The sequence below is a fragment of the Streptomyces sp. NBC_01515 genome (genome assembly GCF_045040345.1).
Taxonomy (GTDB): domain Bacteria; phylum Actinomycetota; class Actinomycetes; order Streptomycetales; family Streptomycetaceae; genus Streptomyces.
Genome location: NZ_CP109416.1, coordinates 987,687 through 1,011,658, shown reverse-complemented (window position 1 = coordinate 1,011,658; position 23,972 = coordinate 987,687). Strand labels below are relative to the sequence as shown.

Genomic DNA, 23,972 nt, shown 5'->3' with positions numbered 1-23,972 from the left:
CCCGTCTCCGGGTCGGCGGGCGTGGACGGACCGCCCGTCTCCTGAGGTGAAGTGTCACGCAGGGCCACGGAGTTCAGCCTCCTCGGACGGCGAGACGCTCGATCGCCGCCATGGGTACGGGAAGCCAGTCCGGACGGTGTCTGGCCTCGTACAGCACTTCATACACGGCGCGGTCCGTCTCGTACGCGCGCAGCAGGGCGTGCTTGGTGCGGGGGTCCCAGCCGGCCCGGGCCGCGTAGCCCGCGCAGAAGGCCTCCCGGCAGCGGCGCGCCCACTCCGGGCGCCAGGGCCGGCGCTGTCGGGCCGCGTAGTCGAAGGAGCGCAGCATGCCCGCGATGTCCCGCACCGGTGACTGCGCACTACGCCGTTCCGCCAGCGGCTTGGACGGCTCACCCTCGAAGTCGATGACGAACCAGTCGCGGCCGGCCCGCAGCACCTGCCCGAGATGCAGATCGCCGTGGATGCGCTGGGCGGGCGGACCTGCATCCCGGCCGACGAGCGCCCCGAACGCGGTCCGCAGCCCCGGCACGAACGGCCGCAGCGCGGGCACCGAGTGCGCGGCCGCCTCCAGATGCTCGGTCATCGCCGCCGCCGTACGGTCGTTCTCGGCGAGGGGGCGACTGGCGGACGGAAAGGCCGCGGCCAGCGCGAGGTGGACATCCGCGGTGGCCTGCCCCAACTCGTGGGCCTCGGTGGTGAATTCGTCACCGGCGGCGAGTGCGCGCAGCGCGAGCGCCCAACCGTCGGAGGCGTCCGGAAGGAACGGCTGGAGCACACCCAGCGTGGCGGCCCGCGGCTCCGCCGTCCTGAACCACGCCACCGGCGCCGGGACCCGCTTGCAGCCCTGCGCGGCCAGCGCCCCCGGCAGCTCCAGGTCCGGATTGACGCCGGGCTGGATACGCCGGAACACCTTCAGGATGAACCGATCGCCGTACACCAGCGAGGAGTTGGACTGCTCGGCACCCAGCAGCCGAGGCGTGAGTCCGGCGGGCACGGACACCGACGGGTCCGCCTCGAAGTGCAGGGGGCCTGTCGCACCGGGGTGCCGCAGCCGCTCCAGCAGCAGCTCCGCCGACCGCGGATCCTGTAGCGCGTCGTAGACCGCGAGACCGGCCAACGGTCCTTCCTGCACGCGGCCGATGTAGGCCCGGGCGAGGCGCGGCGAGACGTGTTCCCTTACGCCCAGCAGGAGTTGATAGCAGTCGCCGGGCGGGGGAGCGCCGCCCGGTGAGGGCACCGGCGTATGCGAGGCGTGGACCAGCAAGTGCAGGCAGCCCGGGAAGAGTTCGGTCGTGGACAGCACGTCGAGGTCGGCCACCGGCCGGTCCTTGCCGGCGAACCAGCGCTGCCCGGGCAGCCATTCGCGCAGCAGCCCGGCGAGCGTGGCCGGAGGCCGGTCGACACCGGGGCTGCTCAGTCGAAGCGGTGCGGTCTTCGGCATGGTGACGCGTCCTTTCGCCGGCACATCCTCAAAGTCGTCGGCCGATGCGGGGAGCGGCTCGCGGGAGCCGGAACCAGTAGAAGCCGTGCCCCGCGAGCGTCAGCAGATACGGCAGTTCACCGATGGCCGGGAACCGCACCCCGCCGATCAGCTCCACGGGATGCCGGCCGTCGAACTCCCGCAGATCGAGCATGGTGGGCTGCGCGAACCGGGAGAAGTTGTGCACACACAGGACGAGGTCGTCCTCGTACTCGCGCAGGAACGCGATCACCGCCGGGTTCGACGACTGGAGCTCCGTGTACGAGCCGAGCCCGAACGCCGGGTTCTGCTTGCGGATCTCGATCATGCGGCGGGTCCAGTGCAGCAGCGAGGAGGGCGACGACATCGACGCCTCGACGTTGGTGACTTGATAGCCGTAGACCGGGTCCATGATGGCCGGCAGGAAGAGGCGACCGGGGTCGCAGGAGGAGAAGCCCGCGTTCCGGTCGGGGGTCCACTGCATGGGGGTGCGGACGGCGTCGCGGTCGCCGAGCCAGATGTTGTCGCCCATGCCGATCTCGTCGCCGTAGTAGAGGATCGGCGAGCCGGGGAGCGAGAGGAGCAGGGCCGTGAACAGTTCGATCTGGTTGCGGTCGTTGTCCAGCAGGGTTGCGAGGCGGCGCCGGATGCCGATGTTGGCGCGCATGCGGGGGTCCTTGGCGTACTCGGCCCACATGTAGTCGCGTTCCTCGTCGGTGACCATCTCCAGGGTCAGCTCGTCGTGGTTGCGCAGGAAGATGCCCCACTGGCAACCCGAGGGAATCGCAGGGGTCTTGGCGAGAATTTCCGACACGGGGTAGCGGGATTCCCGGCGGACCGCCATGAAGATCCGTGGCATGACCGGGAAATGAAATGCCATGTGGCACTCGTCCCCGCCGCCCTGGTAGTCGCCGAAGTAGTCGACGACGTCCTCGGGCCACTGGTTCGCCTCCGCCAGCAGCACGGTGTCCGGATACATCGCGTCGATCTCCCGGCGGACGCGCTTCAGGAAGTCGTGACTGGCGGGCAGGTTCTCGCAGTTGGTGCCTTCGGCCGCATAGAGATAGGGGACGGCATCGAGGCGGAAGCCGTCGATGCCGAGGTCCAGCCAGAAGCGGAGGGCGGCCAGGATCTCTTCCTGTACGGCCGGGTTCTCGTAGTTGAGGTCCGGCTGGTGGGAGAAGAAGCGGTGCCAGAAGTACTGCTTGCGGACCGGGTCGAAGGTCCAGTTGGAGGCTTCGGTGTCGACGAAGATGATGCGGGCGTCGGGGTACTGCTTGTCGTCGTCGGCCCACATGTAGTAGTCGCCGTACGGGCCGTCGGGGTCTTTCCTCGACTCCTGGAACCACGGGTGCTGGTCGCTGGTGTGGTTCATGACGAAGTCGATGATGACGCGCATGCCGCGTTGGTGGGCGGAGTCGACGAACTCGACGAAGTCGGCGAGGTCGCCGAATTCGGGGAGTACGGCGGTGTAGTCCGAGACGTCGTAACCGCCGTCCCGCAGGGGGGATTTGAAGAAGGGCGGTAGCCAGAGGCAGTCGACGCCGAGCCACTGGAGGTAGTCGAGTTTGGCGGTGATGCCCTTGAGGTCACCGACGCCGTCGCCGTTGCTGTCCTGGAAGGAGCGGACCAGGACCTCGTAGAAGACGGCGCGTTTGAACCACTCGGGGTCCCGGTCCTTGGCGGGAGTGTCCTCGAAGGTGTCGTGGACCGGTTCGTTGACAGTCATGAAGCTCTTGACCCTCCGCTCTGTGTGGACCGCCGGACGTGCAACACGTGCGCGGGAGCCCGGCCGGGTTCGAGACGCACATAGTTGGTCCTGCCCCACTGATAGGACTCACCCGTCAGTTCGTCGTACACCGACATGGATTCGTTTGATTCCAGGCCGAGTTGCGGCATGTCCAACGAGACCGTGGCCTCCTGGGTGTGGTGCGGATCCAGGTTGACGACCACCAGAACCGTGTCCACACCCGTGGTCTTGCTGTACGCGATCAGCGCGTCGTTGTCCGTCCGGTGGAAGCGGAGATTCCTGAGCTGGTGCAGCGACGGATGACGGCGCCGGATATCGTTGAGCTTGCCCAGCAATGGCGCGATGCTACGTCCTTCCCGCTCGGCCGACTCCCAGTCGCGCGGGCGGAGTTGGTACTTCTCCGAGTCGAGATACTCCTCGCTCCCCGGCCGGAGAGCGGCGTTCTCACCTAGTTCGTAGCCGCTGTAGACACCCCATGTCGGGGACAGGGTGGCGGCCAGTACCGCGCGTAGTTCGAAGGCGGGGCGGCCCCCCTCCTGGAGGAACTCGTGCAGGATGTCCGGGGTGTTGACGAAAAAGTTCGGCCGCATGTAGGCCGCCGCCTCGCCCGACAACTCGCCCAGATACTCGGTGAGTTCCTGCTTCGTGTTGCGCCAGGTGAAGTAGGTGTACGACTGCTGGAACCCGACCTGCGCGAGGGTGGCCATCATCGCGGGGCGTGTGAATGCCTCGGCCAGGAAGATGATGTCCGGGTCGGTGCCGTTGATCTCGGCGATCACCCGTTCCCAGAACACGACCGGCTTGGTGTGCGGGTTGTCCACGCGGAAGATCCGTACCCCGTGGTCCATCCAGTGCCGCAGCACGCGGACGGTCTCCGCGATGAGGCCGTCCAGGTCCCGGTCGAAGGCGATCGGGTAGATGTCCTGGTACTTCTTCGGCGGGTTCTCCGCGTACGCGATCGTCCCGTCGGGGCGGTGGTGGAACCACTCCGGGTGCTTCTCCACCCAGGGGTGGTCCGGTGAGCACTGGAGGGCGAAGTCGAGCGCGATCTCCATGCCCAGCTCGGCGGCCCGCGCGACGAACGCGTCGAAGTCCTCCAGCGTGCCCAGCTGCGGGTGGATCGCGTCGTGCCCGCCCTCCGGTGAGCCGATCGCCCACGGGACGCCGACGTCCTCCCGCCCTGCCGACAGGGTGTTGTTCGGGCCCTTGCGGAAGGTGCTCCCGATGGGGTGGATCGGCGGCAGGTAGACGACGTCGAAGCCCATCGCGGCGATGCCGTCCAGGCGTTTCGCCGCCGTGCGGAAGGTGCCGTGGGGCTGGGCCGGGGTGCCCTCGGAGCGCGGGAAGAACTCGTACCAGGCGCCGTAGAGGGCCCGCTCCCGCTCGACCACCAGGGACCGGGGTTCGGAGACCGTCACCAACTCCCGCAGCGGATACCGCTCCAGCACCCCGTCCACACTCGGAGTCAACGCGGCCACGAACCGCGTCCCCACCGGCAGCGTGTCGTCGCGCAGCGTCTCAGCGGCGGCCAGCATCGTGGCGCGGGCCGGGCCCTCGGGCACCCCGGTGGCGGCTCGGGCGTACAGCTCCGCGCCCTCCTCCAGCATCAGGCCGATGTCGATGCCGGCCGGGATCTTGATGCGGGCGGCCCGGCGCCAGGTCGCGACGGGGTCGCCCCAGGCCTCCACGACGTAGGACCAACGGCCTGTCGCGGTCGGCGTGATCTCGGCGCCCCAGCGGTCGCTGCCGGGGGCGAGTTCGCGCATCGGGGTCCATGGGCCCGGGCGGCCGTCCGGGTCGTAGAGCACGACGTTGGCGCCGATCGTGTCGTGGCCCTCGCGGAAGACGGTGGCGGTGACCTGGAACGTCTCGCCGACCACCGCCTTCGCCGGGCGGGCGCCGCTGTCCACGGACGGGCGTACGTCACGTACTGGAATGCGGCCGATGGCTGCCGGGGTCGCGTTCATGGGTCTCACCTCCGTCATGCTCGTTCGAGGCCGGGCTGTTCACCCGGCCGGGGTCCAAGCTGCGCCGGAAGGGGGACTACCTTCCCGCCGGGGAACGCTGATCGACCGCGACGGGCGGACCGCGGTGCACGACGGCCGCCGTACGGGGGCGGGCGTTCTGCTCCTGCTGGTACGTGCCCTGGCTGCCGCGCAGAAAGCGTTCCGCGGCTTCCGCGGCCTCGCGCGCGCAGCGTTTCCCCATCAGCACGCACAAGGTGTAGCCCGAGTCCTCGAAGGTGGCCCGTACCGTCCGGTCGCCCGGCGATGCGAGCATCACGCGTTCCCACGCCCGGTAGCGCCGCAGTTGGCGGGCGACTTCGGCTTTGGCGGGTAGCAGCATGGCGCTGTTCACCTTTCGCCTCGGCGGACCGCGGTTCCCGACCGTCGGGTGGCGGCCGTGCCCGGAGCGGCATGGCTCCGTCACGGCAGTCGAGGCTTTCACTCATGGTGCACACGTGATGACCCAGCGTCTTGTTGGTTCTTCAACTACCTCATCCGTCGCTCGTGTTGCACGAATGGCCTAGCGCTCGCACTCTGGAGGTGACTCAGAAGCGATCATTGCTCACGCTTCGTGTTCGGGGCCCCGGCCCCGCAGGGCGAGGGGAAGCGTGAGCTTCGCCGGTAGGGAGCCAACGACGATGAAGACCGCAGTGCCCTGCTACTACCACCTCGATGTGGACGTCAGCCAGGAACGGGTCGGGCAGGTCAGGCGCATCCTGGCCGCCCACCTCCGACTCTGGGACCTGGAGATCCTCGTGGAGCCCGTCTGCCGCGGCGCCGAGCTGCTGCTGCGGGCCATCGACGAGCACGCCACGGACAAGCACACGTCGATAGAGCTGTGGTGGAACGGCCAGCACCTGATCACCGCCATCGGCGACAACGACCGCGATCTGCGCCCGGACCAGGACCTGCGCGCCTGCCTCGCCCGGATCGCCGCGATGAGCGACGGCTGGGGCTGCTGCGCCACCGACACCGGAAGCAAGGTCATCTGGTTCTCGCAGCGCGCCCGCAGCGGCGAACGCGTTCCCCGGGTCCCCAGGACGCCCGCGCCGCGCCTGCGGGAGACGCTCCAACTCCCGCGCGAGGTACCGGCCGCCCTGCCGGCCCGCCCGACACGCGGCGTCCTGGAGGACGCCAAGTGACCGCGCGCCCGTCCGGGAAAGGGGTGTCCGTCTGGAACGGTCACCCCTTTCCCCTGGGGGCCGCCTACGACGGGACGGGCACCAACTTCGCTCTGTTCAGCGAGGTCGCCGAACGCGTCGACCTCGTCCTCGTCGACGACGACGGCAGGCACCGCGACATTCGGCTCACCGAAGCCGACGGCTTCGTGTGGCACTGCTATCTGCCGGGCGTCGGGCCGGGGCAGCGCTACGGCTACCGGGTGCACGGTCCGTGGGCGCCGTCCGTCGGACACCGCTGCAATCCGGCGAAACTGCTCCTCGATCCGTACGCCAGGGCGGTGGACGGCCAGATCGACAACGACCCCTCGTTGTACGAGCGTTCGGCCGGACCCGCCCCGGGCGACAGCGCCGGGCACGGCATGCTCGGCGTGGTCACCGACCCGGCCTTCGACTGGGGCGACGACCGGCCGCCCCGGCGCTCGTACGCCGACACCGTGATCTACGAGGCCCATGTGAAGGGGCTGACCCGCACCCACCCGGAGGTCCCCGAGGAACTCCGGGGGACGTACGCGGGACTCGCGCACCCGGCGGTCGTCGAGCATCTCGTCCAACTCGGGGTGACCGCCGTCGAGTTGATGCCGGTGCACCAGTTCGTGCAGGACGGGGTGCTCCAGGACCGGGGTCTGTCCAACTACTGGGGCTACAACACCATCGGCTTCTTCGCGCCCCACAACGCCTACGCCGCGCACCGCGAACGCGGGCGCCAGGTCACCGAGTTCAAGTCCATGGTGAAGGCGCTGCATGCGGCAGGGCTAGAAGTCATCCTCGACGTGGTCTACAACCACACCGCCGAGGGCAACGAGAAGGGCCCCACCCTCTCCTTCCGGGGGATCGACAACGCCTCCTACTACCGTCTGGTGGACGGCGACTGGGGCCACTACTACGACACGACGGGTACCGGGAACAGCCTGCTGATGCGGCACCCGTACGTCCTCCAGCTGATCATGGACTCGCTGCGCTACTGGGTCACCGAGATGCATGTCGACGGCTTCCGCTTCGACCTCGCGGCCACGCTGGCCCGGCAGTTCCACGAGGTGGACCGGCTGTCGGCGTTCTTCGACCTGATCCAGCAGGACCCGGTGATCAGCCGCGTCAAGCTCATCGCCGAGCCGTGGGACGTGGGCGAGGGCGGCTACCAGGTGGGCAACTTCCCGCCGCTGTGGTCGGAGTGGAACGGCAAGTACCGGGACGCCGTAAGGGACTTCTGGCGGGGCGGCGAGCACACGCTCGGCGAGTTCGCGTCCCGGCTCACCGGCTCCTCCGACCTGTACCAGCACAGCCGGCGCCGACCGCGCGCCAGCGTCAACTTCGTCACCGCGCACGACGGGTTCACCCTGCGCGACCTGGTCTCGTACAACGACAAGCGCAACGAGGCCAACGGGGAAGGGAATCGGGACGGTGAGAGCACCAACCGGTCCTGGAACTGCGGGGCCGAGGGCGAGACCGACGACCCCGCCGTGCTGGAGCTGCGCGCGCGTCAGCAGCGCAACTTCCTTGCCACGCTGCTCCTTTCGCAGGGCATCCCGATGCTGGGCCACGGCGACGAACTGGGCCGGAGCCAGCGCGGCAACAACAACGCCTACTGCCAGGACAACGAAGTCTCCTGGATCGACTGGGAGTTGAGCGACGAGCAGCGTGAACTCGCCGACTTCACGCGGTATGTGATCGGGCTGCGCGCCGCGCATCCGGTGCTGAGGCGTCGTAGGTTCTTCCGCGGTGAGACCGCCGTGCACGCGGGTCAGCCGCTGCCCGACCTGGTGTGGCTGCTGCCCGACGCCCGCGAGATGGCCGACCTGGACTGGCAGCGCTCCGACGCGCACTGCGTGGGCGTGTTCCTCAACGGTGACGCCATCGCCGAACGCGACCCGCACGGCGGGCCCGTCGTCGACGACTCGTTCCTGCTCCTGCTGAACAGCTACTGGGAGCCCGTCGACTTCCGTCTGCCCGACATCGCCTACGGCGAGCGCTGGACGACCCTGATCGACACCGCCGAGCCGCAGGGTGCCCCGGACGAGACGGAACACAAGGCCGGCACCGAGATGGCCGTAGGGGCGCGCAGTCTTGTGCTGTTGTCGCGGCCCGCGCGGGAGGCGGGCAGGGTCAGGGGGCGTCGCGGGAGGTGACCGTGAAGCGGGCGCCGTCGGGGTCGCGCAGGACGGCCTCGGTGGTGTTCTCGCGCAGGACGCTGCCGCCGTACGCCTCCGTGACCCGGGCGCAGGACCTGATGTCCGAGACCGAGAAGTGGACCTGCCAGTTGGGGCGGACGGTCGGGTCGGGGGCCGCCTCCAGGGCGCCCGACTCGATGCGGGCCACGACGTTGCCGCCGCTGCGCAGGACGACCTCGCCGCCCTCGTACCGCACGTCACAGCTCTGCGGGTCCGCCGAGGCCCAGTCGAGGACCTCGCCGTAGAAGATCGCCGCGTCGAAGGCGTCGCGGGTGCGCAGCCGGACGAAGGCGGGGGCCGAGCGGCGCCATGTCTCCCAGCCGCGGACGAGGTCGCCCTCCCAGATGCCGAAGGTGGCGCCGTCCCGGTCGCCGAGCAGGGCCGCCCGGCCGGGCGGGAAGGAGAGCGGTCCCACGGCGACCGTGCCGCCGCGCTCCCGGACCCGGGCCGCGGCCACGTCCGCGTCGGGCACGGCGAAGTACGGCGTCCACGCCACCGCGACCTGCCACATGGAGGCCACCGCGGCCAGACCGGCCACCGGGATGTCGTTCGCCGTGGCGATCCGGAAGCGCTCGCCGAGGCTGGCGGAGCGCCACTTCCAGCCGAAGACGGCCTCGTAGAAGGCCTCCGTGCTCTCCACGTCGCGGCTCGTGAGACTCACCCAGCAGGGGGCGCCGAACACCGAACGGGTGGAGACGGAGTCCGGTTCTCCGAGGGACGATTTCCTGTCGTGGTTCATGGCAGTCGCGTTCCGATCTTGTGGACCGGCGGCCACCGGTCTCCACCAGTGTCCAACCGGAAGCGGTCCCGCTGCCTCCCGAGCAGGTGTCTTGACCATCCTTTTGGGTTAGTTACCTCTGCTAAAGAGGTAATCTCCGAGTGTGGAGACGGAGAACTTCCCGGAAGAGCTGGCCGACGCGCTCGTCGGTGTCCAGCGGCTGATCCGCAGGCGGCTGCGCAGCGAGATGGCCGTGCCGCGGCTGCGCGGCGCCGAGGTGGAGCTGCTGCGCCTGGTCGAGGTCCGGCCCGGTATCGGCATCTCGGACGCGGCGAAGGAGCTGTTCCTCGCGAGCAACTCGGTGTCGACGCTCGTCAACCAGCTCGTCCGGGACGGCTTCATGATCCGTGGGACGGACCCCGCCGACCGGCGGGCCGCCCGCCTCCAGCTCACCGAGGCGGCCAAGACGCGCCTCAGCGACTGGCACGCGCGGCGCGCGGCGCTCGTCCGGGGCCAGGTGGACCGTCTCGACCAGGCGGACCGGGACGCGCTGCGCGCGGCGATCCCGGCCCTGCGCCAACTGGCCGTCAATCTGCACGAGGAGGCCGAGGAGTCATGACGCCGTCCATCGACGCTGACACCGACACCGACACCGACACCGCCGCTGACATCGCCACCGGGCCGCCCGCGGCCGTCAGCTGCACCCGGCTCGCCTATTCCTTCGGCGAGACGACCGCGGTCGACGGGCTCGACCTGTCCGTGGGGGAGGGCGAGGTCTTCGGCCTGCTCGGCCCCAACGGCGCCGGAAAAACCACCGCCATCCGCTGTATCACCACCCTCCTGCCGGTCCCGGCGGGCATGGTCCACGTCTTCGGCCACGACACGGCCAAGGAACAGATGTCCGTACGGCGGATGCTCGGCTACGTCCCGCAGCAGCTGTCCGCCGACAGCGGGCTCACCGGCCGCGAGAACGTCGCTCTCTTCGCCCGCGTCTTCGACGTGCCGCGCAAGGAACGCGCCGCCCGCGTCGCCCAGGCGCTGCGCGCGGTCGACCTCACCGACGCCGCCGACCGGCTCGCCAACACCTACTCCGGCGGCATGGTCCGCCGCCTCGAACTCGCCCAGGCCCTGGTCAGCGCGCCCCGCCTGCTCATCCTCGACGAACCCACGATCGGCCTCGACCCGATCGCCCGCACCAGCGTGTGGGAACACATCAACGCCGTGCGCGAGGCCACCGGCATGACCGTCCTGGTCACCACCCACTACATGGACGAGGCCGACCAGTACTGCGACCGCGTCGGCCTCATGCACCGCGGCCGCATCCGCGCCCTGGGCACCCCGGACCAGCTTCGCGAGGGCCTCGGCGAACGCCGGCGCGCCGACGGAGCGCCCGCCACCGATCCGCTGCCCACCCTTGAGGACGTCTTCCGGGACATCGCCGGCAGCGGTCTCGAAGACCAGTCAGGAGGTTTCCGCGATGTCCGAAGCACCCGCCGCACCGCGAACCGCGTCGGCTGACCCAGCCCTTGAGAACGACCTGAACCTTCTCCTGACCCCGCCCCAACCCCGCGCCGGATGGCGGCTGTTGCCCGCCCGCGTCATCGCGATGTGCGCGGTCGAACTCCAGAAACTCCGCCACGACCGCACCGAGTTGTACACCCGCGCCGTCCAACCCGCCCTGTGGCTGCTGATCTTCGGCCAGACCTTCACCCGCATCAAGGCGATCCCCACCGGCGGCATCCCCTACATCGACTACCTCGCCCCGGGCATCATCGCCCAGTCCGCGATGTTCATCGCCATCTTCTACGGCATCCAGATCATCTGGGAGCGGGACGCGGGCATCCTCAACAAGCTGCTCGTCACCCCCACCCCGCGCTCGGCGCTGATCACCGGCAAGGCCTTCGCGGCCGGCGTGAAGTCCCTGATCCAGGCCGTCGTCGTGGTCGTCATCGCCGCGCTCCTCGGAGTCGCGCTGACCTGGAACCCGCTGAAGCTGATCGGCGTCGGGGCGATCGTGATCCTCGGCTCGGCCTTCTTCTCCTGTCTGTCGATGACCATCGCCGGCATCGTGCTCAGCAGGGACCGGCTGATGGGTTTCGGACAGGCGATCACCATGCCGCTGTTCTTCGGGTCCAACGCCCTCTACCCGGTGGCGATCATGCCCGGCTGGCTGCAGGCGGTGAGCAAGGTGAACCCGCTGAGCTACGAAGTGGACGCGCTGCGCGGGCTGCTGCTCGGCACCCCGTCCCATGTGGGCACCGACTTCGCCGTGTTGCTGGTGGCCGCCGCACTGGGCATCGCGGCCGCCTCCTCCCTGCTCGGACGGCTCGCCCGCTGATCTTGGACCGGACGTGATGTGCGGCACGCCCCCGACCGGGATTCGACGGCCGGAAAGCGGATTCTTCCTGCGCACGGCTTGATCAGTGATCAAGCGGTCGAAAACGCTGGCCACAGCGCATTCCGCTCATTTGACAGTGCGCTGAGCACACAGATAGGAAGCAGCTCTCTGAAGTCGAGAGGGTGCACTGTGTACGAGCCGAACGTGGTCGGGGACTGGCAGGAGTACGACGAACACGCAGGTCTGCGTGTCCGCGTCCACAGCCTGGCCGCCGCCGAGCCGCCACGCGGACGTGACGACGCGGCCGAAGGGCTGACCTACTTCACGCTCCGTGTCACCGTCGAGAACCGCGGCGCGCGGCACTACGGCATCCACCTGGAGGACGGCCAGATCGACGTCAGGGTCGGCCCCGACGGCGAGAGCGCCTTCATCGACTGGCGCAGCTCGCAGTTCATCGAGGGCTTCGACGTCTATCCGCTGCGCCGCGCCACCGCCGTCGTCTACGCGGCCGGTGCCGAGGCCTCGCTGAAGCAGGTGGACGTACAGGTCCAGCTGCGGGTGGAGGAGGAGTGGACCGAGCGGCGCCTGTGGGCGGGCGGCATCGGTCTGTGCGAGGCGGCCGTCGCCGCCGGTGTGGGACGGGACGGCCTGGCGCACCAGGTGAGCAAGTTCCTCCGGGACCAGGCGGAACCCGGCACCCCCTGAGCCTCCGGGACCAGGCGTGGTCCGCCCCCCCAGAGCCTCCCGCGTCAGTGCGGGATGCCGTCGATGATCTCCCGGGCACCCTGCCGCAGCAGCGCCACGGCCACCGACGTGCCGAGCGTCGCCGGGTCCAGTCGGCCCGCCCACTCGTGCGCGTTGAGCCGGGTCTTGCCGTCCGGGGTGAACACACAGGCGCGCAGCGACAGTTCACCGCTCCGGTCGACCTGCGCGTACCCGGAGATCGGGCTGTTGCAGTGCCCCTGGAGGACGTGCAGGAACATGCGCTCCGCGGTCGCCTCCCGATGCGTCTCCGGGTGACCGAGCCCGCTGACCGTGTCGATGACGTCGGTGTCGCCCTCGCGGCACTGCAGGGCGAGGATGCCCGCGCCGATCGGCGGCATCATCGCCTCGGGGGACAGCACCTCGCTGATCACGTCGAGCCGGTCGATGCGGTGCAGGCCGGACATCGCGACCAGCAGCGCGTCGGCCTCACCCGCCGCGAGCTTCTCCAGCCGCCGGTTGACGTTGCCGCGGAACGGCACGCATTCCAACTCCGGGTGTGTGGCGGCGAGTTGCGCGACCCGCCGGACCGACGAGGTGCCGATCCGGGTCCCGGCCGGCAACTCGTCGAGGGTCAGCCCGCCCGGGTGGACCAGGGCGTCACGGATGTCGTCCCGCTTCAGGAACGCGGCGAACGTCGTACCGGCCGGCAGCGGACGGTCGGCGGGCACGTCCTTCACGCAGTGCACCGCGAGATCCGCCACCCCGGCGAGCAGCGCGGCGTCCACCTCCTTGGTGAACGCCCCCTTGCCCTCGACCAGGGCCAGATCGCCCATCCACTTGTCACCGGTCGTCTTGACCGGCACGACCTCGGTGCGCACCTGCGGATGAATGACGGCCAACTCGGCGCGCACACGCTCCACTTGGGCCAGCGCCATGGGCGAGTCGCGGGAGACGATACGGATCAGTTCGGGCACGGACATGCGGACACGATAGACCGTCCGGCATGCCGCCGTTGACCGATGGGCGCACCTGGCAACAGGATCAGGCCCGCCCCCGCACAAGGGGCTCACTGATCTCCACGGCCCGCAGCGCGGCGGCGAGAGCCCGCTCGTCCCCGACATCCAGGGCCGTGTCCGTCAACTTGATCACGTGCTCGTCCCCATGCTCCAGGGCCCGCACCATCACCTCTTCGGCCGTAAGCCGCACGTGCGGAACGAAGTCGATCCCCTTCTCCGGGGCGTACATCGCGGTGACGGAAGCGGACGCCGTCCACGCGGCGTGCAGACTCGGCGCCCACAGCTCGCGCGGCAGCGCGTCCAGGGCGCGCAGCACGGCGTTGGGCGCCGTAGCCGCATGGACCAGCATGGTCGGCTCACCGTGCCCGTGGGTGGCGTAACGATGCGTGGCCGCCCGCACCAGCTCACCGAGTCGCTCCCGAGCCACGTCCGGATCGCTCACCTCGCCCGCCCAGCCGGGCAGTTGCCGCACAGCGGCCAGCCGCGCCCGGAACCCGACCACGCCTCCCACGATCGGCGGCACGGAGTCAAGGGCACTGGCTGCGCTGTGACCGGCGGCCAACTCCGCGATGCCGGACACGGGTTGATGCCGCGCCGCCCAATATCCCAACCCGTGGGCGAGTTCGGTGAGCCGAGGCTCGTTCTCCTCCACACCGAGGGCCCGTACGGCATGCCCGACACGGATGACCGGATGGGTGGCGCCCGCGGCGATCCCGGGCAGCAGCCGCGGCCACCACACGGCGAGCACGTCCCGCCAGGGCCGCTCGCCGAGAGTCCGGGAGAAGTAGCCGATCCAGTCGGCGACCCGACGCGAATCACCCAGCGCGGCAGCCCAGTTGGCGTCCGTGACAGCGGCCACCGGTTCGGGAAACTCCTCCAGCTTGTCCCGATAGAGATCGAGCCAGCGATGAACGGCCCCCGCCTGCCCATGCGCGGCAAGCGCCTCGGCAACCATCGGGGCGTGATTACTGAGCCACCCCTCCCGCTCGGGCCCGGTGGAGTGCAGCCGCCCGAATGCTTCTTCCAGCGTTCCGCTCGTATCCATACCCAGCACGCTAGGCGCGGGCCTGCATCCGCAGAACGGCCCGAAGGCGGAAGAGCCACCCACCTCCGGTCCTAGTCCCGAGGACCGAGGCGGATCGGGCGCGGGGCTGTGTCGATGTGCGGCTCCGCCGCGCGGGCGCGACCAGCTATGCAGGCGGCCTGGGCGAAGTCGGCCGCGCTTCTGCAACCCCCCTGGCCTACAAGGGGCGCGGGGAACTGCGCGACCAGCCACGACGGCGCGGCAGCCGCTCGCGGACCGAGGCGGCCTGAGTGAAGCCGGCCGAGCCTCGGCAACACCCTGGCCTACAACGGGCGCGGGGCTGTGTCGATGTGCGGCTCCGCCGCGTGGGCGCGACCAGCCACAACGGTGCCGCACCCGAACGACGACCCATCAAGGCCCCGCGGCGGAGCCGCACATCACCCCCTCCAACCAGCGGATCGCTCACTCCGCCAGCACGATTGAGATCACCCGACGCCCCCGCCCACCAGCAGCCACGACCGGTGAACCCGACGCCCCGTCCACCGTGCAGGACTGAACCCGGCTCCCACCTCCGCTCAGCGAGACATCCAGCGTCATCCCCCGATACGGCAGCCCCCGCAGACTCACCGCCCCCCAGTTCGCCGGCAGACACGGGCGCAGCCGTAGCGAGTCGTCCGTGAACGTCAGGCCGAACAGGCCGTCGTGGATCAGGCGGAGATACGCCGTCGCCGACCAGGTCTGGTCGGGCTGGGACACGAAGTGGTCGGCGTGCCCGCTCGCCCCGCCCTGCCAGCCGCCGTCCACGGCGCCGGAAACGGAGTTGTACAGCTCGTAGAACCCGCCGCTCGCGGTGACCAGGTCGGCGAGGGTGTCGACGGCGAGGGCGAACGGCTCGGCGCGGCCCGCGTCGGCGGCGGCCTGGCCGTACAGCCCGTGGACCATCGGCCAGACCATCACGTTGTGCCGTCCCGGATGCCGGTCGTCGAAGCGCGGGAAGTGCGGCCAGACGTTGACGATGCCGTACGGCTGCCAGTGCGTGGAGTCGAGGATCCGGACGGCGCGTTGGGGGTCGGCGACGCCGAGGAGGATCGCGAGGGCCAGGCCCGCGCCCTCCTGCGACGTGTCGACGTGCCCGGCATGGGTGTCCTCGCCGTGCACGAGATAGGCGTAGGTGCCGGCGTCCGCGCGCCACAGGTGCTTGTCGATCGCCGTGCGCAGGTGCTCCGCGTCCGAGCGGAACGACGCGGCCTGTACCGGGTGGCCGAGAGCCTCGGACATGGCGGCGAGGGCGAGTTGGGCGCCGTAGTAGAGGGAGTTGGTCGACAGGCACATCAGTTTGTCGGCGTGCGGGTGGTCGAGGACGAAGGACGAGTGGACGGACGTCGAGGCGGGCGGGCTGGGGTAGCCGGAGATGCCGTCGTTCATGAAGCCGGGGCCCTCGAAGAGGCCGAACGACGGGTTGAAGTGCTGGGCGCGGCGGGCCGCGAGGGTGTGCGCGGACGTGTCGTAGGCCCGGGTGAGGAAGTCCCGGTCGCCGGTGACGAGGTAGTGGTGGTGCGCGGCCAGGACCCACACGATCTGGTCCCACCACTGGTTGTCCTGCTGGACGACGAACCCGTCCCGCCTGCGGTCGACCACGGACCACAGCGTGTTGCGGCCGACGTCCGGCGCCAGCAGGCTCACCCCGCTCCACGCGTTGACGGCCGCGTCCCGCGTCCAGCGCTGCGGCGCGGGATAGCCGCCGCCCGCCCGGACGACGGTGCCGGGCGGATAGCTGAGCAGGCCCGCCTTGTCGTACACCGAGCGGTCGGCGCCGATGGTGTTGGCGCCGGACACGGATCTGAGCGCGGACGCGTAGACGGTGCCGAGGCGGCGCTGGACGGCCTGGTCGTCGAAGGCGAGGGTGGGCATGGTGTATCCGTTCCCGGGAGCCGGGCCCTGCGCACCCGCCGGCACCGCCGTCGCCCCGGCGATGCCCAGCGCGATCAGGAGAGCCCGCCGCGAGATCCCGCGTTCAGCTGCCACGTTCCGTCCTCTCGGGCTCCCGGGGTCGAGATGACTCCGGGAGCCCTGAGAACGATGGTGCCCCCTGGACGGTTCGGTCAGGCGACCGGGTCGAACGTGATTCCGGACGGCTTGGCCGACGTGAGGTGGGCCACGAAGTTCGCGTCCTTGAGCCCGAGGTTGGCGCTGCCGAAGTCGTACGCGCTCAACTTGTCGCGCAGGCCCGCCGGGTAGCCGTTCCAGCCGACGAGCGGCGGGTACTGCCAGGTGTGCTTGGCGTTCTCCGGCGGCTCGTCGTTCGCGTTCCCCAGCCGGAAGTCGTGCGTGCCGATGCCGTCCTTGTGGTAGACGATCTTGGCGTGCGTGCCGTCGAAGCGGACGTCGGACGCGGCGTGCACGGTGAACGAACCGTGGTTGGACGTCGAGACGTACTGGATCGTGCCGTTCTGCACCCACACCACGACGTGTTCCCAGTCGTTGCGGTGCCCGCCGATGCTGGAGTTGGCGACGGCCTGGTCCTTCTCGAAGTACAGGCCGTACATGTACGCGCACCAGCCGTTGTTGCACTTGTAGCGCGAGTAGCTGTTGGTGTTGTCGAGGTCCGAGGCGTCGTGGCACTCGCCGCTGAGCGAACCCGTCGGGTTCAGGCCGCCGTTGATCGTCCCGTCGGGGCCGATCGCGGGCGTCGGGTAGCAGCCGTCCGTGTCGTAGTCGAAGGCGGGCAGATACGTCTGCTCGGCGGCTTCGGCGTTCGCGGGCAGTGCCGTGGGCGGCGCGGCGAAGGCGACGCTGGGGAAGGCGATGACCAGGGCGGCGGCACCGCCGAGGCCGGCGAGCCACCTTCCGCGGCGGATTCGGGACTTCTGGGACGACACTGCGTCCTCCTCTTGGGTGCAGCCCAACGGCTCTGGGGGAAAGGGCTTTCATGGTGCCGACTTTCCATGTACGCGCCAAGGGGGTGGGATGTCACTTCGGTAACGGGCACCCCAATACTTGATCTACGCAACTTCCTTAACCCTCGGGCAGATCCGCCGCCGACTCCTCCGGCGCGAGGTCCGGGCGCAGCCGCAGCCAGGACGGCTGGCGCAGCATCCCGGCCCGCGTACGGGTGCTGTAGCGGACCTCGCCGACCAGCCGGGGCACCACCCAGCGCGCGTCGGCCACCGGCGGTACGGGGTCGAAGGGGCACGTGCCGGTCCCGGCCGCCCGCAGCAGTACGGCCAGTTCGGTCCGCTCGGCCTCGCTCCAGCCGGTGCCGACATTGCCGACGTACCGCAGCCGGCCGCCCGCCCGCTGCCCCACCAGCACCGCGCCGGGCAGACCCGTCAGGCGCCCCTTGCCGGGCACCCAGCCGCCGACCAGCACGTCCTCGCTGCGCAGGTTGCGGATCTTGATCCAGGCGCGGGAACGGACCCCGGGTTCGTACACCGAGTCCAGCCGCTTGCAGACGAGGCCTTCGAGCCCGTGCTCATGGGTGGCCCGCAGGGCTTCTGTGCCATGTCCGGTGAGGGCGGCGGGAGTTGACCAGTACGGGCCGTCGAGGTCGAGCCGCTCCAGCGTGGCTCGTCGATGGGCGTAGGGGAGGGTGAGGAGCGGTTGTCCGAGGTGGGGGATGTCGAACAGCACGAGATGGACGGGTGTTTCGGCGGCTCGGCGCGCCGCCTGCGCCGGTGATCCGGCGAGACCCATCCGGCCCTGCAGCAACTGGAAGTCGGCGCGGCCCTGTTCGTCCAGGGCGAGCACCTCGCCGTCGAGGATCGCCGGGGTGGTTCCCAACTCGCCGCCCAGGGCGCGCAGTTCCGGGTAGGCGGCGGTGATGTCCTCCCCGGAGCGGGCGCGCAGGAGGACGCTGCCGTCGCCGGGGAGATAGACGAGTACGCGCTGGCCGTCCTGCTTGGTTTCGTAGGCCCACTGGGAGTCCTGGGCGGTGGGCGGAAGGGGGCCGGGGGTGGCGAGCATGGGTGGGATGCGGGGGAGGGGCGTCGGCGGCGGGGTCACGGCAGAGGTGTCGACGGGAGTGGGCGGTGGCACGCGTGTTTCGGGGCGGGTTCGCCTGAACGGGGGCGGTTCGGGGTGTGAGGGAAGGGGCTGAGCCTTCGGGATCGGTTCGGTTCGGTTCGGTGGGGAGGAGCCCGGGTTTGCGGGTGTACCGGCGTCGGTTCGCTGAGAGCGCCGCGGGTTCGGGCGTATCGCCATCGGTTCGCAGGACGGTTCGTGGGTCTGGCGGATGAGTCTGAGGGGTCGCGTGTACGGGCGCAGGGTCGGCGGACGGGCCGGTCGGTTCGGCGGGTGCGTCGGCGCGTCCGCGTGCCCGGGTGGAGGTAGGGCTGACAGGGCGCTGTGTGTGCGGGCACGTACCGCTGGTTCTGCGGGACGGTCGTGGGGCTCGCGGACAGGCAACCGGTTCCGCGGAAAGGTGGGCGGGTTCGCACACGCGTCGACGGTTCCACGGAACGGTCGATGGGTTCCGCGTATACGCCGTCGGATCGCGGGGGAGTGTCTGCGGGATCGCGTGAACGGCCGCTGGTTCGTCGGGAGGCGCCCGTTTCCCCGCACGACACGGGAGTCCCCCGGACACCTGCCGGTCCCCTCCGGACGGCCGCCGCGTCAGAACTCCGGAACCGGTGGAGGTGGCGCCTGCACCAGCCCCGACTGGTAGGCCATCACGACGAGTTGGGCGCGGTCGCGGGCGTCGAGCTTGGCCATGGCACGGTGCACATGCGTGCGTACGGTCAGCGGGCTGACGTACAGCTTCTCGGCGATCTCGTCGTTGGAGCGGCCTTCGGCGGCCATGGCCATGATCTCGCGCTCGCGGGCGGTGAGGGCGTCGAGCCGGCCCGGCGTGGCCAGTCGGGCGCCCTGCGCGGGAGTGGCCAGGAAGCGGGCGATCAGGGTACGGGTGGCGAGCGGGGAGAGGAGCGACTCGCCGGACGCGACCGTACGGATGCCCGACAGCAGCGCGTCGGCGGTGACGTCCTTGCCGAGGAAACCGCTCGCGCCTGCCCGGAGGGCCTGGGCCACGTACTCGTCGACCTCGAAGGTGGTGAGGATGAGGACGCGGGTGTCGGACAGCGCCGGGTCGGCGCAGATCGCGGTCGTGGCGGTCAGACCGTCGGTGCCGGGCATGCGGATGTCCATCAGGACGAGGTCGGGGCGGTGTTCACCGGCCAGCAGGACCGCCTCGGCGCCGTCGGCCGCCTCGGCGACCACCTCCATGTCCTCGCAGGTGTCGATCAGGATCCGGAAGGTGGCCCGCAGCAGGGCCTGGTCGTCGGCGAGCAGCACGCGGATGGTCATGGGGTTCTTTCTTCCGGTTCCGGGGCCCTGGGGTACAGCGGCAGTTCGGTGGTGACTTCGAAACCGCCGTCGACACGGTGGCCGGCCTGGAGCGCGCCGCCGACGGACCGGGCGCGCTCGCGCATGCCGATCAGTCCGAAGCCGCGGGCGGCGAACGGCACCGCGTCGGCTCCGTCGCCGCCCGCGGCAGGGTGCCCGGCCTGGAGGGCGTTGCCGGCGGACCGGGCGCGCCTGCGTCTCCCGTCGAGTGCGGAGGCGTGGGCGGGGGCCGGTGCGGCGGCCGTCACCGCGTTCGCCCCGTCGTCGCCTCCGGCGCGGTGCCCTGCTCGGAGGACGCCACCGACCGACCGGACGAGTTCGCGCGTCCCGATCGGTCCGAAACCCTGGCCGGGAGGGGGCCCGGCAGTGCCCACCCCGTCATCGGTCACCGTGACGGTCAACCGGTCGTAGGAGTACCCCAACCGCACCCGCGCCGACCGGGTCGAGGCGTGCTTGCTGACGTTGGTGAGGGCCTCCTGCACGATCCGGTACGCCGTCAGGTCCACCCCCGGTGACAGCGGGCACTCCTCGCCCTCTGTGGTCACCGTGACCATGAGCCCGGCGGACGCGAACGTGCGGGTCAGTTCGGTGAGTTGGGCCAGGCCAGGGCTCGGGGCCAGGGGCGTGCCGGGGTCGTCGGGCTGGCGCAGCAGAGCGACCGTGCCCTTCATCTCGCGCAGCGCGGAGGACGTCGTACCGGCGAGTTCCGTGAGGATCTTCTGCGCATGGTCGGGGTGCGTGCGCGCGAGGTGGGCCGCGGTACCGGCCTGCGCGTGGGCCAGTGCCAGATGATGGGCGACGACGTCGTGCAACTCCCGGGCGATACGCATCCGTTCCTCGGCCACCCGGTGCCGGGCCTCCTTCTCCCGGCTGCGCTCCGCGTACTCGGCCCGCGCCCCCACCGCCTCCAGATACGCGTCCCGCAGCCGGAGCGCGTTCCCGGCGACGACCGGCAACAGCAGCCAGGCGGCCGGGCCGACGGTCCTGAACGGCCAGGGGTGATGCACCGGGTCCACCACCGTGGCCGTGGTGACCACCAGCGCGACCGAGGCGAGGAAGGAACGGCGGGCCGTGCCGCGGCCGGTGAGAACGGCCAGCCGGTACAGCGCCAGCATCAGCGGGCCCAGTATCAACGGGGTGAGCAAGTGGCCCAGCGCACTCGCCCCGGCAGCCGCCACCGCCGTGACCGCGACGACCGTCCGAGGACGGCTCCGCTGCCAGAGCAGGGCCGCGCAGGAGGCCGCGGCGAGCGTGATCGTGGGGCCCACCGCGTCCGGCCGGGGACCGCCGGGGGCGCTCAGCTCGCTGCCGAAGAGGAACATGGCGAACAGCAGAACGGCCGACATGGTGTCGACGGTGCGGATGTGCTCGTCCGCGTAGCGCTGCAGGCTGTCGTTCATGGGTGTCTCCGGTGAGGCCCGGTCGGATGAGGCCCGGTCAATCGAGGAAAGCAGCCACGGGACGGAGTACTCCCCATCTGCTGCTCGGGGATCGCCCCAGACTCCCGGGCGGACCCCCGTCCCGTCGTCCTGCGGCTGCCGACAATCGCGACTACTGAGAACGCGGTACGCGCCGCCGCCCGTGTCATCCCCGGGGACGAGAGCGGCGGCGCGCGCGTCACACGTTCTGCAGATACGCCAGCACTGCCAGCACCCGGCGGTGCCCGCTGTCGCTCGGTGGCAGGCTCAGCTTCAGGAACACGTTGCCGATGTGCTTGCTGACCGCGCGTTCCGTGACGACCAGGGTCTTGGCGATCGTCGTGTTGTCGTGCCCCTCCGCCATCAGCTTCAGCACCTCGCGCTCACGCGGGGTCAGCGAGTCCAGCGGGGAATTGCGGCGCCGGGTCAGCAACTCGGTCACCACCTCGGGGTCGAGCGCCGTACCGCCGGCCGCCACCCGGTCCAGCGCGTCGAGGAACTCGTCCACGCGGCCGATCCGGTCCTTGAGGAGATAGCCGACCCCGCTCGCCCCGACCCCCAACAACTCGGCGGCGTACGACTCCTCGACGTACTGCGACAGCACCAGCACCGGCAGCCCCGGGATCTTCTCCCGTGCCTCCAACGCGGCCCGCAGCCCCTCGTCGCGGAAACCGGGCGGCATCCGAACATCCAGCACGGCCACGTCCGGCCGGTGTTCGAGCAGCGCGGGCAGTACCTCGGGCCCGCTGCCCGCGACGGCCACCACCTCGTGTCCTGCCGATGTCAGGAGCAGGACCAGGCCCTCCCTGAGCAGGGCGTTGTCCTCGGCGAGCACCACTCTCACGACAGTTCCGCCTCAACTACGCTTACCAGACGCACGGCAACTCCACTTCGATCACGGTAGGTCCCCCCACGGGGCTGGTCACAGTCACACTGCCGTCGAGTGCGGCGACCCGACGCTGCATGCCCAGCAACCCCGAACCCCCTGCCTCGTCGGCTCCGCCGCGGCCCTCGTCACGCACCCGCACGCGCAGTCCGGTGCGGGCGCGGGCGAGATGGACGTCGGCGCGGTCGGCGCCGCTGTACTTGGCCGCGTTGGTCAGCGACTCGGCGATCACGAAGTACGCGGCCGCCTCCACCGCCGCGGGCGCGCGCGGCCCGTCGTGTCCGTCGGTCAGCCCGTCCACGGTCACGGTGACGGCGAGCGCACTGCTGGCGGCGAGCGCGCGCACCGCGCCGACCAGGCCGCGGTCGGTGAGGATCGGCGGATGGATGGCGCGTACGACATGCCGTAGGTCCGTGAGCGCCTCCTCGGCCAGCGTCTGCGCGTCGTCGAGCATCCTGCGCGCAGCCTCCGGGTCCTGGTCGTAGGCCCGCTTGGCGAGGCCGATCCGCATGGAGAGTGAGACCAGCCTCGCCTGGGTGCCGTCGTGCAGGTCGCGTTCGATCCGGCGCAGTTCGGCGCCGTGCGCGGCGATCGCGCCCGCCCGGGTCTGCACCAACTCCTCGACCCGTACGGCCAGTTGGGCCTTCGGCGAGGGCTTCAACAGGACGGTGGACCAGTGCGCGTCGAGATCCGCGAGCCTGCTGATCAACGGCAGGACGACGGCCCGGCGGCGCAGCAGCCCGCACCACACGCCGTCGACGACCAGACCCAGCGGCCACAACGGCAGCATCAGCACGGGCAGCGCGCCGTAGGCGTAGTAGGCGACCAGCCAGCGGAAGTCGGTGAGCGTGCTCGGGTCGCGGACCGCCGTGCGCACCCGGTCCCGCACGGTGCCGTTGAGCGGCTGGTACGCCTCGGGGATCTTCCGGCCGGTCCACGCGCCCGCCTGCTGCCGCTTGGCCCCGGCGATCCGCCGTATCAACAGCACCGTCTCCGGCAGCATGAACGCGCCGACCACCGCGGCCGTGGCGATCGCGGTGATCAGAAGCACGGTGATGAAGATGTACGACCCGAAGGCCATCGCGGCCGAGACGACCAACTGGAGGGTGGCTCGGGCGGCCTGCCGCACGGTAGCGCGCATGGAGATCAGGTTAGGCGCATCGGCCCGGGCACGCGGGACCGGACGACCCGACACGGGTGTAGCCCGCTCCACCGCGGGTTCGGGAGAGCGCTCCCTCGTGGCGTCGGGCGGACGACGGAATCGTTGAGGCAACACGTCAGTCAAGATCCAAGTCTTCTCGATCCGGAGGAAACCACCGATGAGGCCGCTTCTCGCGTCGAGACCCGTGCTGTGGTTCCTGTTCCTGTTCAACCTGCTCGTCGCCGCGGTCGCGCCCTTCGCCGCCGACGGCGCGCAGGCCGTGCTGACCGTCGTGGGTATGGGTGCCGTCGCGCTGGGGGCGGGCGTCAGCCTGTACCGGACCCGCGGGCGGGCGGCCCGACGGCCGCCTGCCCGGCGGGGCGGTGAGTGGCCGGAAGCCGACGATGTCTAAGTCAACGGTTATGCCTGAATAAGAGATTCCGCTCGCCTGAAGCCTGGGCCCGGGAGAACGGCGGTGGCGGTGGCGATGATGGCGGCGATGGCGGGCAGGACGACAGCACAGCCTGAACGGATGGGCAGCACCCGGGAGTTGACCCTGACCACGGCGGAGCGGCTGTTCGCCTAGCTCGGTGTCCATGCCGTGTCCAACCGCCGGGTCGGCGAAGCGGCCGGCCAGGGCAACAACGCGGCCGTCCGCTACCGCTTCGGCACCAAGGCCGACCTGGTCCGGGCCATCACCCGCGAGCGCGAACTGCAACGCGATGGCCCGCCCCATCCCGGACCCCGCCCCGGTGACGACGACGCTGCGCCCTTGAAGACCGCTGCCGAGCATGGCGTACTCCTTGGTTCTGCGCGGGTCGGCCG

The 23,972-nt window shown here is 70.5% G+C and carries 21 protein-coding genes and 1 pseudogene; 8 read left to right on the top strand and 14 right to left on the bottom strand.

Annotated elements, in window-relative coordinates; all coding sequences use genetic code 11:
• Positions 1–73: 73 nt before the first annotated feature.
• The 4 genes from OG407_RS04180 to OG407_RS04165 all read right to left on the bottom strand — a co-directional run bounded on the left by OG407_RS04180 (position 74) and on the right by OG407_RS04165 (position 5,555).
• Positions 74–1,441, bottom strand: coding sequence for a maltokinase N-terminal cap-like domain-containing protein (locus OG407_RS04180; protein ID WP_405855105.1), 1,368 nt, complete (start codon positions 1,439–1,441; stop codon positions 74–76).
• Between the two features lie 28 nt (positions 1,442–1,469).
• A complete protein-coding gene (treS, locus tag OG407_RS04175) occupies positions 1,470–3,188 on the bottom strand; it encodes a maltose alpha-D-glucosyltransferase (RefSeq protein WP_365308498.1) in 1,719 nt (572 codons plus the stop codon).
• The gene (locus OG407_RS04170) at positions 3,185–5,176 is read right to left on the bottom strand and encodes an alpha-1,4-glucan--maltose-1-phosphate maltosyltransferase (protein ID WP_405855102.1); all 1,992 of its coding nucleotides are present in this window, start codon (positions 5,174–5,176) and stop codon (positions 3,185–3,187) included. Before OG407_RS04170 ends, treS begins: the two co-directional genes overlap by 4 nt.
• 76 nt (positions 5,177–5,252) lie before the next feature.
• Positions 5,253–5,555, bottom strand: a complete 303-nt coding sequence (locus OG407_RS04165) for a DUF5133 domain-containing protein (protein ID WP_366492442.1) — start codon at positions 5,553–5,555, stop codon at positions 5,253–5,255.
• 298 nt (positions 5,556–5,853) lie between these two features.
• On the opposite strand from OG407_RS04165, the gene OG407_RS04160 reads away from it, so the two are divergent.
• A complete protein-coding gene (locus OG407_RS04160; protein WP_405855100.1) occupies positions 5,854–6,357 on the top strand; it encodes a pep a2 in 504 nt (167 codons plus the stop codon).
• Positions 6,354–8,519, top strand: a complete 2,166-nt coding sequence (gene glgX / locus OG407_RS04155) for a glycogen debranching protein GlgX (protein ID WP_405855098.1) — start codon at positions 6,354–6,356, stop codon at positions 8,517–8,519. Before OG407_RS04160 ends, glgX begins: the two co-directional genes overlap by 4 nt.
• On the opposite strand, the gene OG407_RS04150 is transcribed toward glgX, so the two are convergent.
• Entirely contained in the window at positions 8,497–9,300 is an 804-nt protein-coding gene (locus OG407_RS04150) for a VOC family protein (protein WP_405855096.1), read from the bottom strand. The genes glgX and OG407_RS04150 overlap by 23 nt on opposite strands.
• 142 nt (positions 9,301–9,442) lie before the next feature.
• On the opposite strand from OG407_RS04150, the gene OG407_RS04145 reads away from it, so the two are divergent.
• The 4 genes from OG407_RS04145 to OG407_RS04130 all read left to right on the top strand — a co-directional run bounded on the left by OG407_RS04145 (position 9,443) and on the right by OG407_RS04130 (position 12,322).
• Entirely contained in the window at positions 9,443–9,898 is a 456-nt protein-coding gene (locus tag OG407_RS04145) for a MarR family winged helix-turn-helix transcriptional regulator (protein ID WP_405855094.1), read from the top strand.
• A complete protein-coding gene (locus OG407_RS04140; RefSeq protein WP_405855092.1) occupies positions 9,895–10,797 on the top strand; it encodes an ABC transporter ATP-binding protein in 903 nt (300 codons plus the stop codon). Before OG407_RS04145 ends, OG407_RS04140 begins: the two co-directional genes overlap by 4 nt.
• A complete protein-coding gene (locus tag OG407_RS04135; protein ID WP_328685527.1) occupies positions 10,757–11,617 on the top strand; it encodes an ABC transporter permease in 861 nt (286 codons plus the stop codon). The genes OG407_RS04140 and OG407_RS04135 overlap by 41 nt, the downstream gene beginning before the upstream one ends.
• A gap of 189 nt (positions 11,618–11,806) precedes the next feature.
• Positions 11,807–12,322: a hypothetical protein gene (locus OG407_RS04130; RefSeq protein WP_403592334.1), complete on the top strand. Its 516-nt coding sequence runs from the start codon at positions 11,807–11,809 to the stop codon at positions 12,320–12,322.
• A gap of 44 nt (positions 12,323–12,366) precedes the next feature.
• Here OG407_RS04130 and hemC read toward each other — a convergent pair whose 3' ends face one another.
• The 9 genes from hemC to OG407_RS04085 all read right to left on the bottom strand — a co-directional run bounded on the left by hemC (position 12,367) and on the right by OG407_RS04085 (position 23,147).
• Complete coding sequence (gene hemC, locus OG407_RS04125) at positions 12,367–13,302, bottom strand: hydroxymethylbilane synthase (RefSeq protein ID WP_405855090.1); 936 nt, start codon at positions 13,300–13,302, stop codon at positions 12,367–12,369.
• 61 nt (positions 13,303–13,363) lie between these two features.
• Positions 13,364–14,383: a questin oxidase family protein gene (locus OG407_RS04120; protein ID WP_405855088.1), complete on the bottom strand. Its 1,020-nt coding sequence runs from the start codon at positions 14,381–14,383 to the stop codon at positions 13,364–13,366.
• 441 nt (positions 14,384–14,824) lie between these two features.
• Complete coding sequence (locus tag OG407_RS04115) at positions 14,825–16,387, bottom strand: MGH1-like glycoside hydrolase domain-containing protein (protein ID WP_405855086.1); 1,563 nt, start codon at positions 16,385–16,387, stop codon at positions 14,825–14,827.
• A gap of 77 nt (positions 16,388–16,464) precedes the next feature.
• Positions 16,465–17,241: an NPP1 family protein gene (locus OG407_RS04110; protein ID WP_405855084.1), complete on the bottom strand. Its 777-nt coding sequence runs from the start codon at positions 17,239–17,241 to the stop codon at positions 16,465–16,467.
• A gap of 136 nt (positions 17,242–17,377) precedes the next feature.
• A complete protein-coding gene (locus tag OG407_RS04105; RefSeq protein ID WP_405855082.1) occupies positions 17,378–18,325 on the bottom strand; it encodes an ATP-dependent DNA ligase in 948 nt (315 codons plus the stop codon).
• 648 nt (positions 18,326–18,973) lie between these two features.
• Positions 18,974–19,663: a response regulator gene (locus OG407_RS04100; protein ID WP_405855080.1), complete on the bottom strand. Its 690-nt coding sequence runs from the start codon at positions 19,661–19,663 to the stop codon at positions 18,974–18,976.
• Positions 19,660–21,102 carry a sensor histidine kinase gene (locus OG407_RS04095; RefSeq protein WP_405855078.1) on the bottom strand — a complete coding sequence of 481 codons (1,443 nt, stop codon included), beginning with the start codon at positions 21,100–21,102 and terminating at the stop codon, positions 19,660–19,662. Before OG407_RS04095 ends, OG407_RS04100 begins: the two co-directional genes overlap by 4 nt.
• Before the next feature lie 217 nt (positions 21,103–21,319).
• On the bottom strand, positions 21,320–21,964 hold the full coding sequence (locus OG407_RS04090) for a response regulator transcription factor (protein WP_365305030.1): 645 nt from the start codon (positions 21,962–21,964) through the stop codon (positions 21,320–21,322).
• A gap of 22 nt (positions 21,965–21,986) precedes the next feature.
• Complete coding sequence (locus tag OG407_RS04085; protein WP_405855075.1) at positions 21,987–23,147, bottom strand: histidine kinase; 1,161 nt, start codon at positions 23,145–23,147, stop codon at positions 21,987–21,989.
• 178 nt (positions 23,148–23,325) lie between these two features.
• On the opposite strand from OG407_RS04085, the gene OG407_RS04080 reads away from it, so the two are divergent.
• Entirely contained in the window at positions 23,326–23,559 is a 234-nt protein-coding gene (locus OG407_RS04080; protein WP_405855073.1) for a hypothetical protein, read from the top strand.
• Between the two features lie 87 nt (positions 23,560–23,646).
• Positions 23,647–23,853 (top strand): annotated as a pseudogene (locus OG407_RS04075) (TetR family transcriptional regulator); the annotation flags it as partial.
• Between the last annotated feature and the right edge of the window lie 119 nt (positions 23,854–23,972).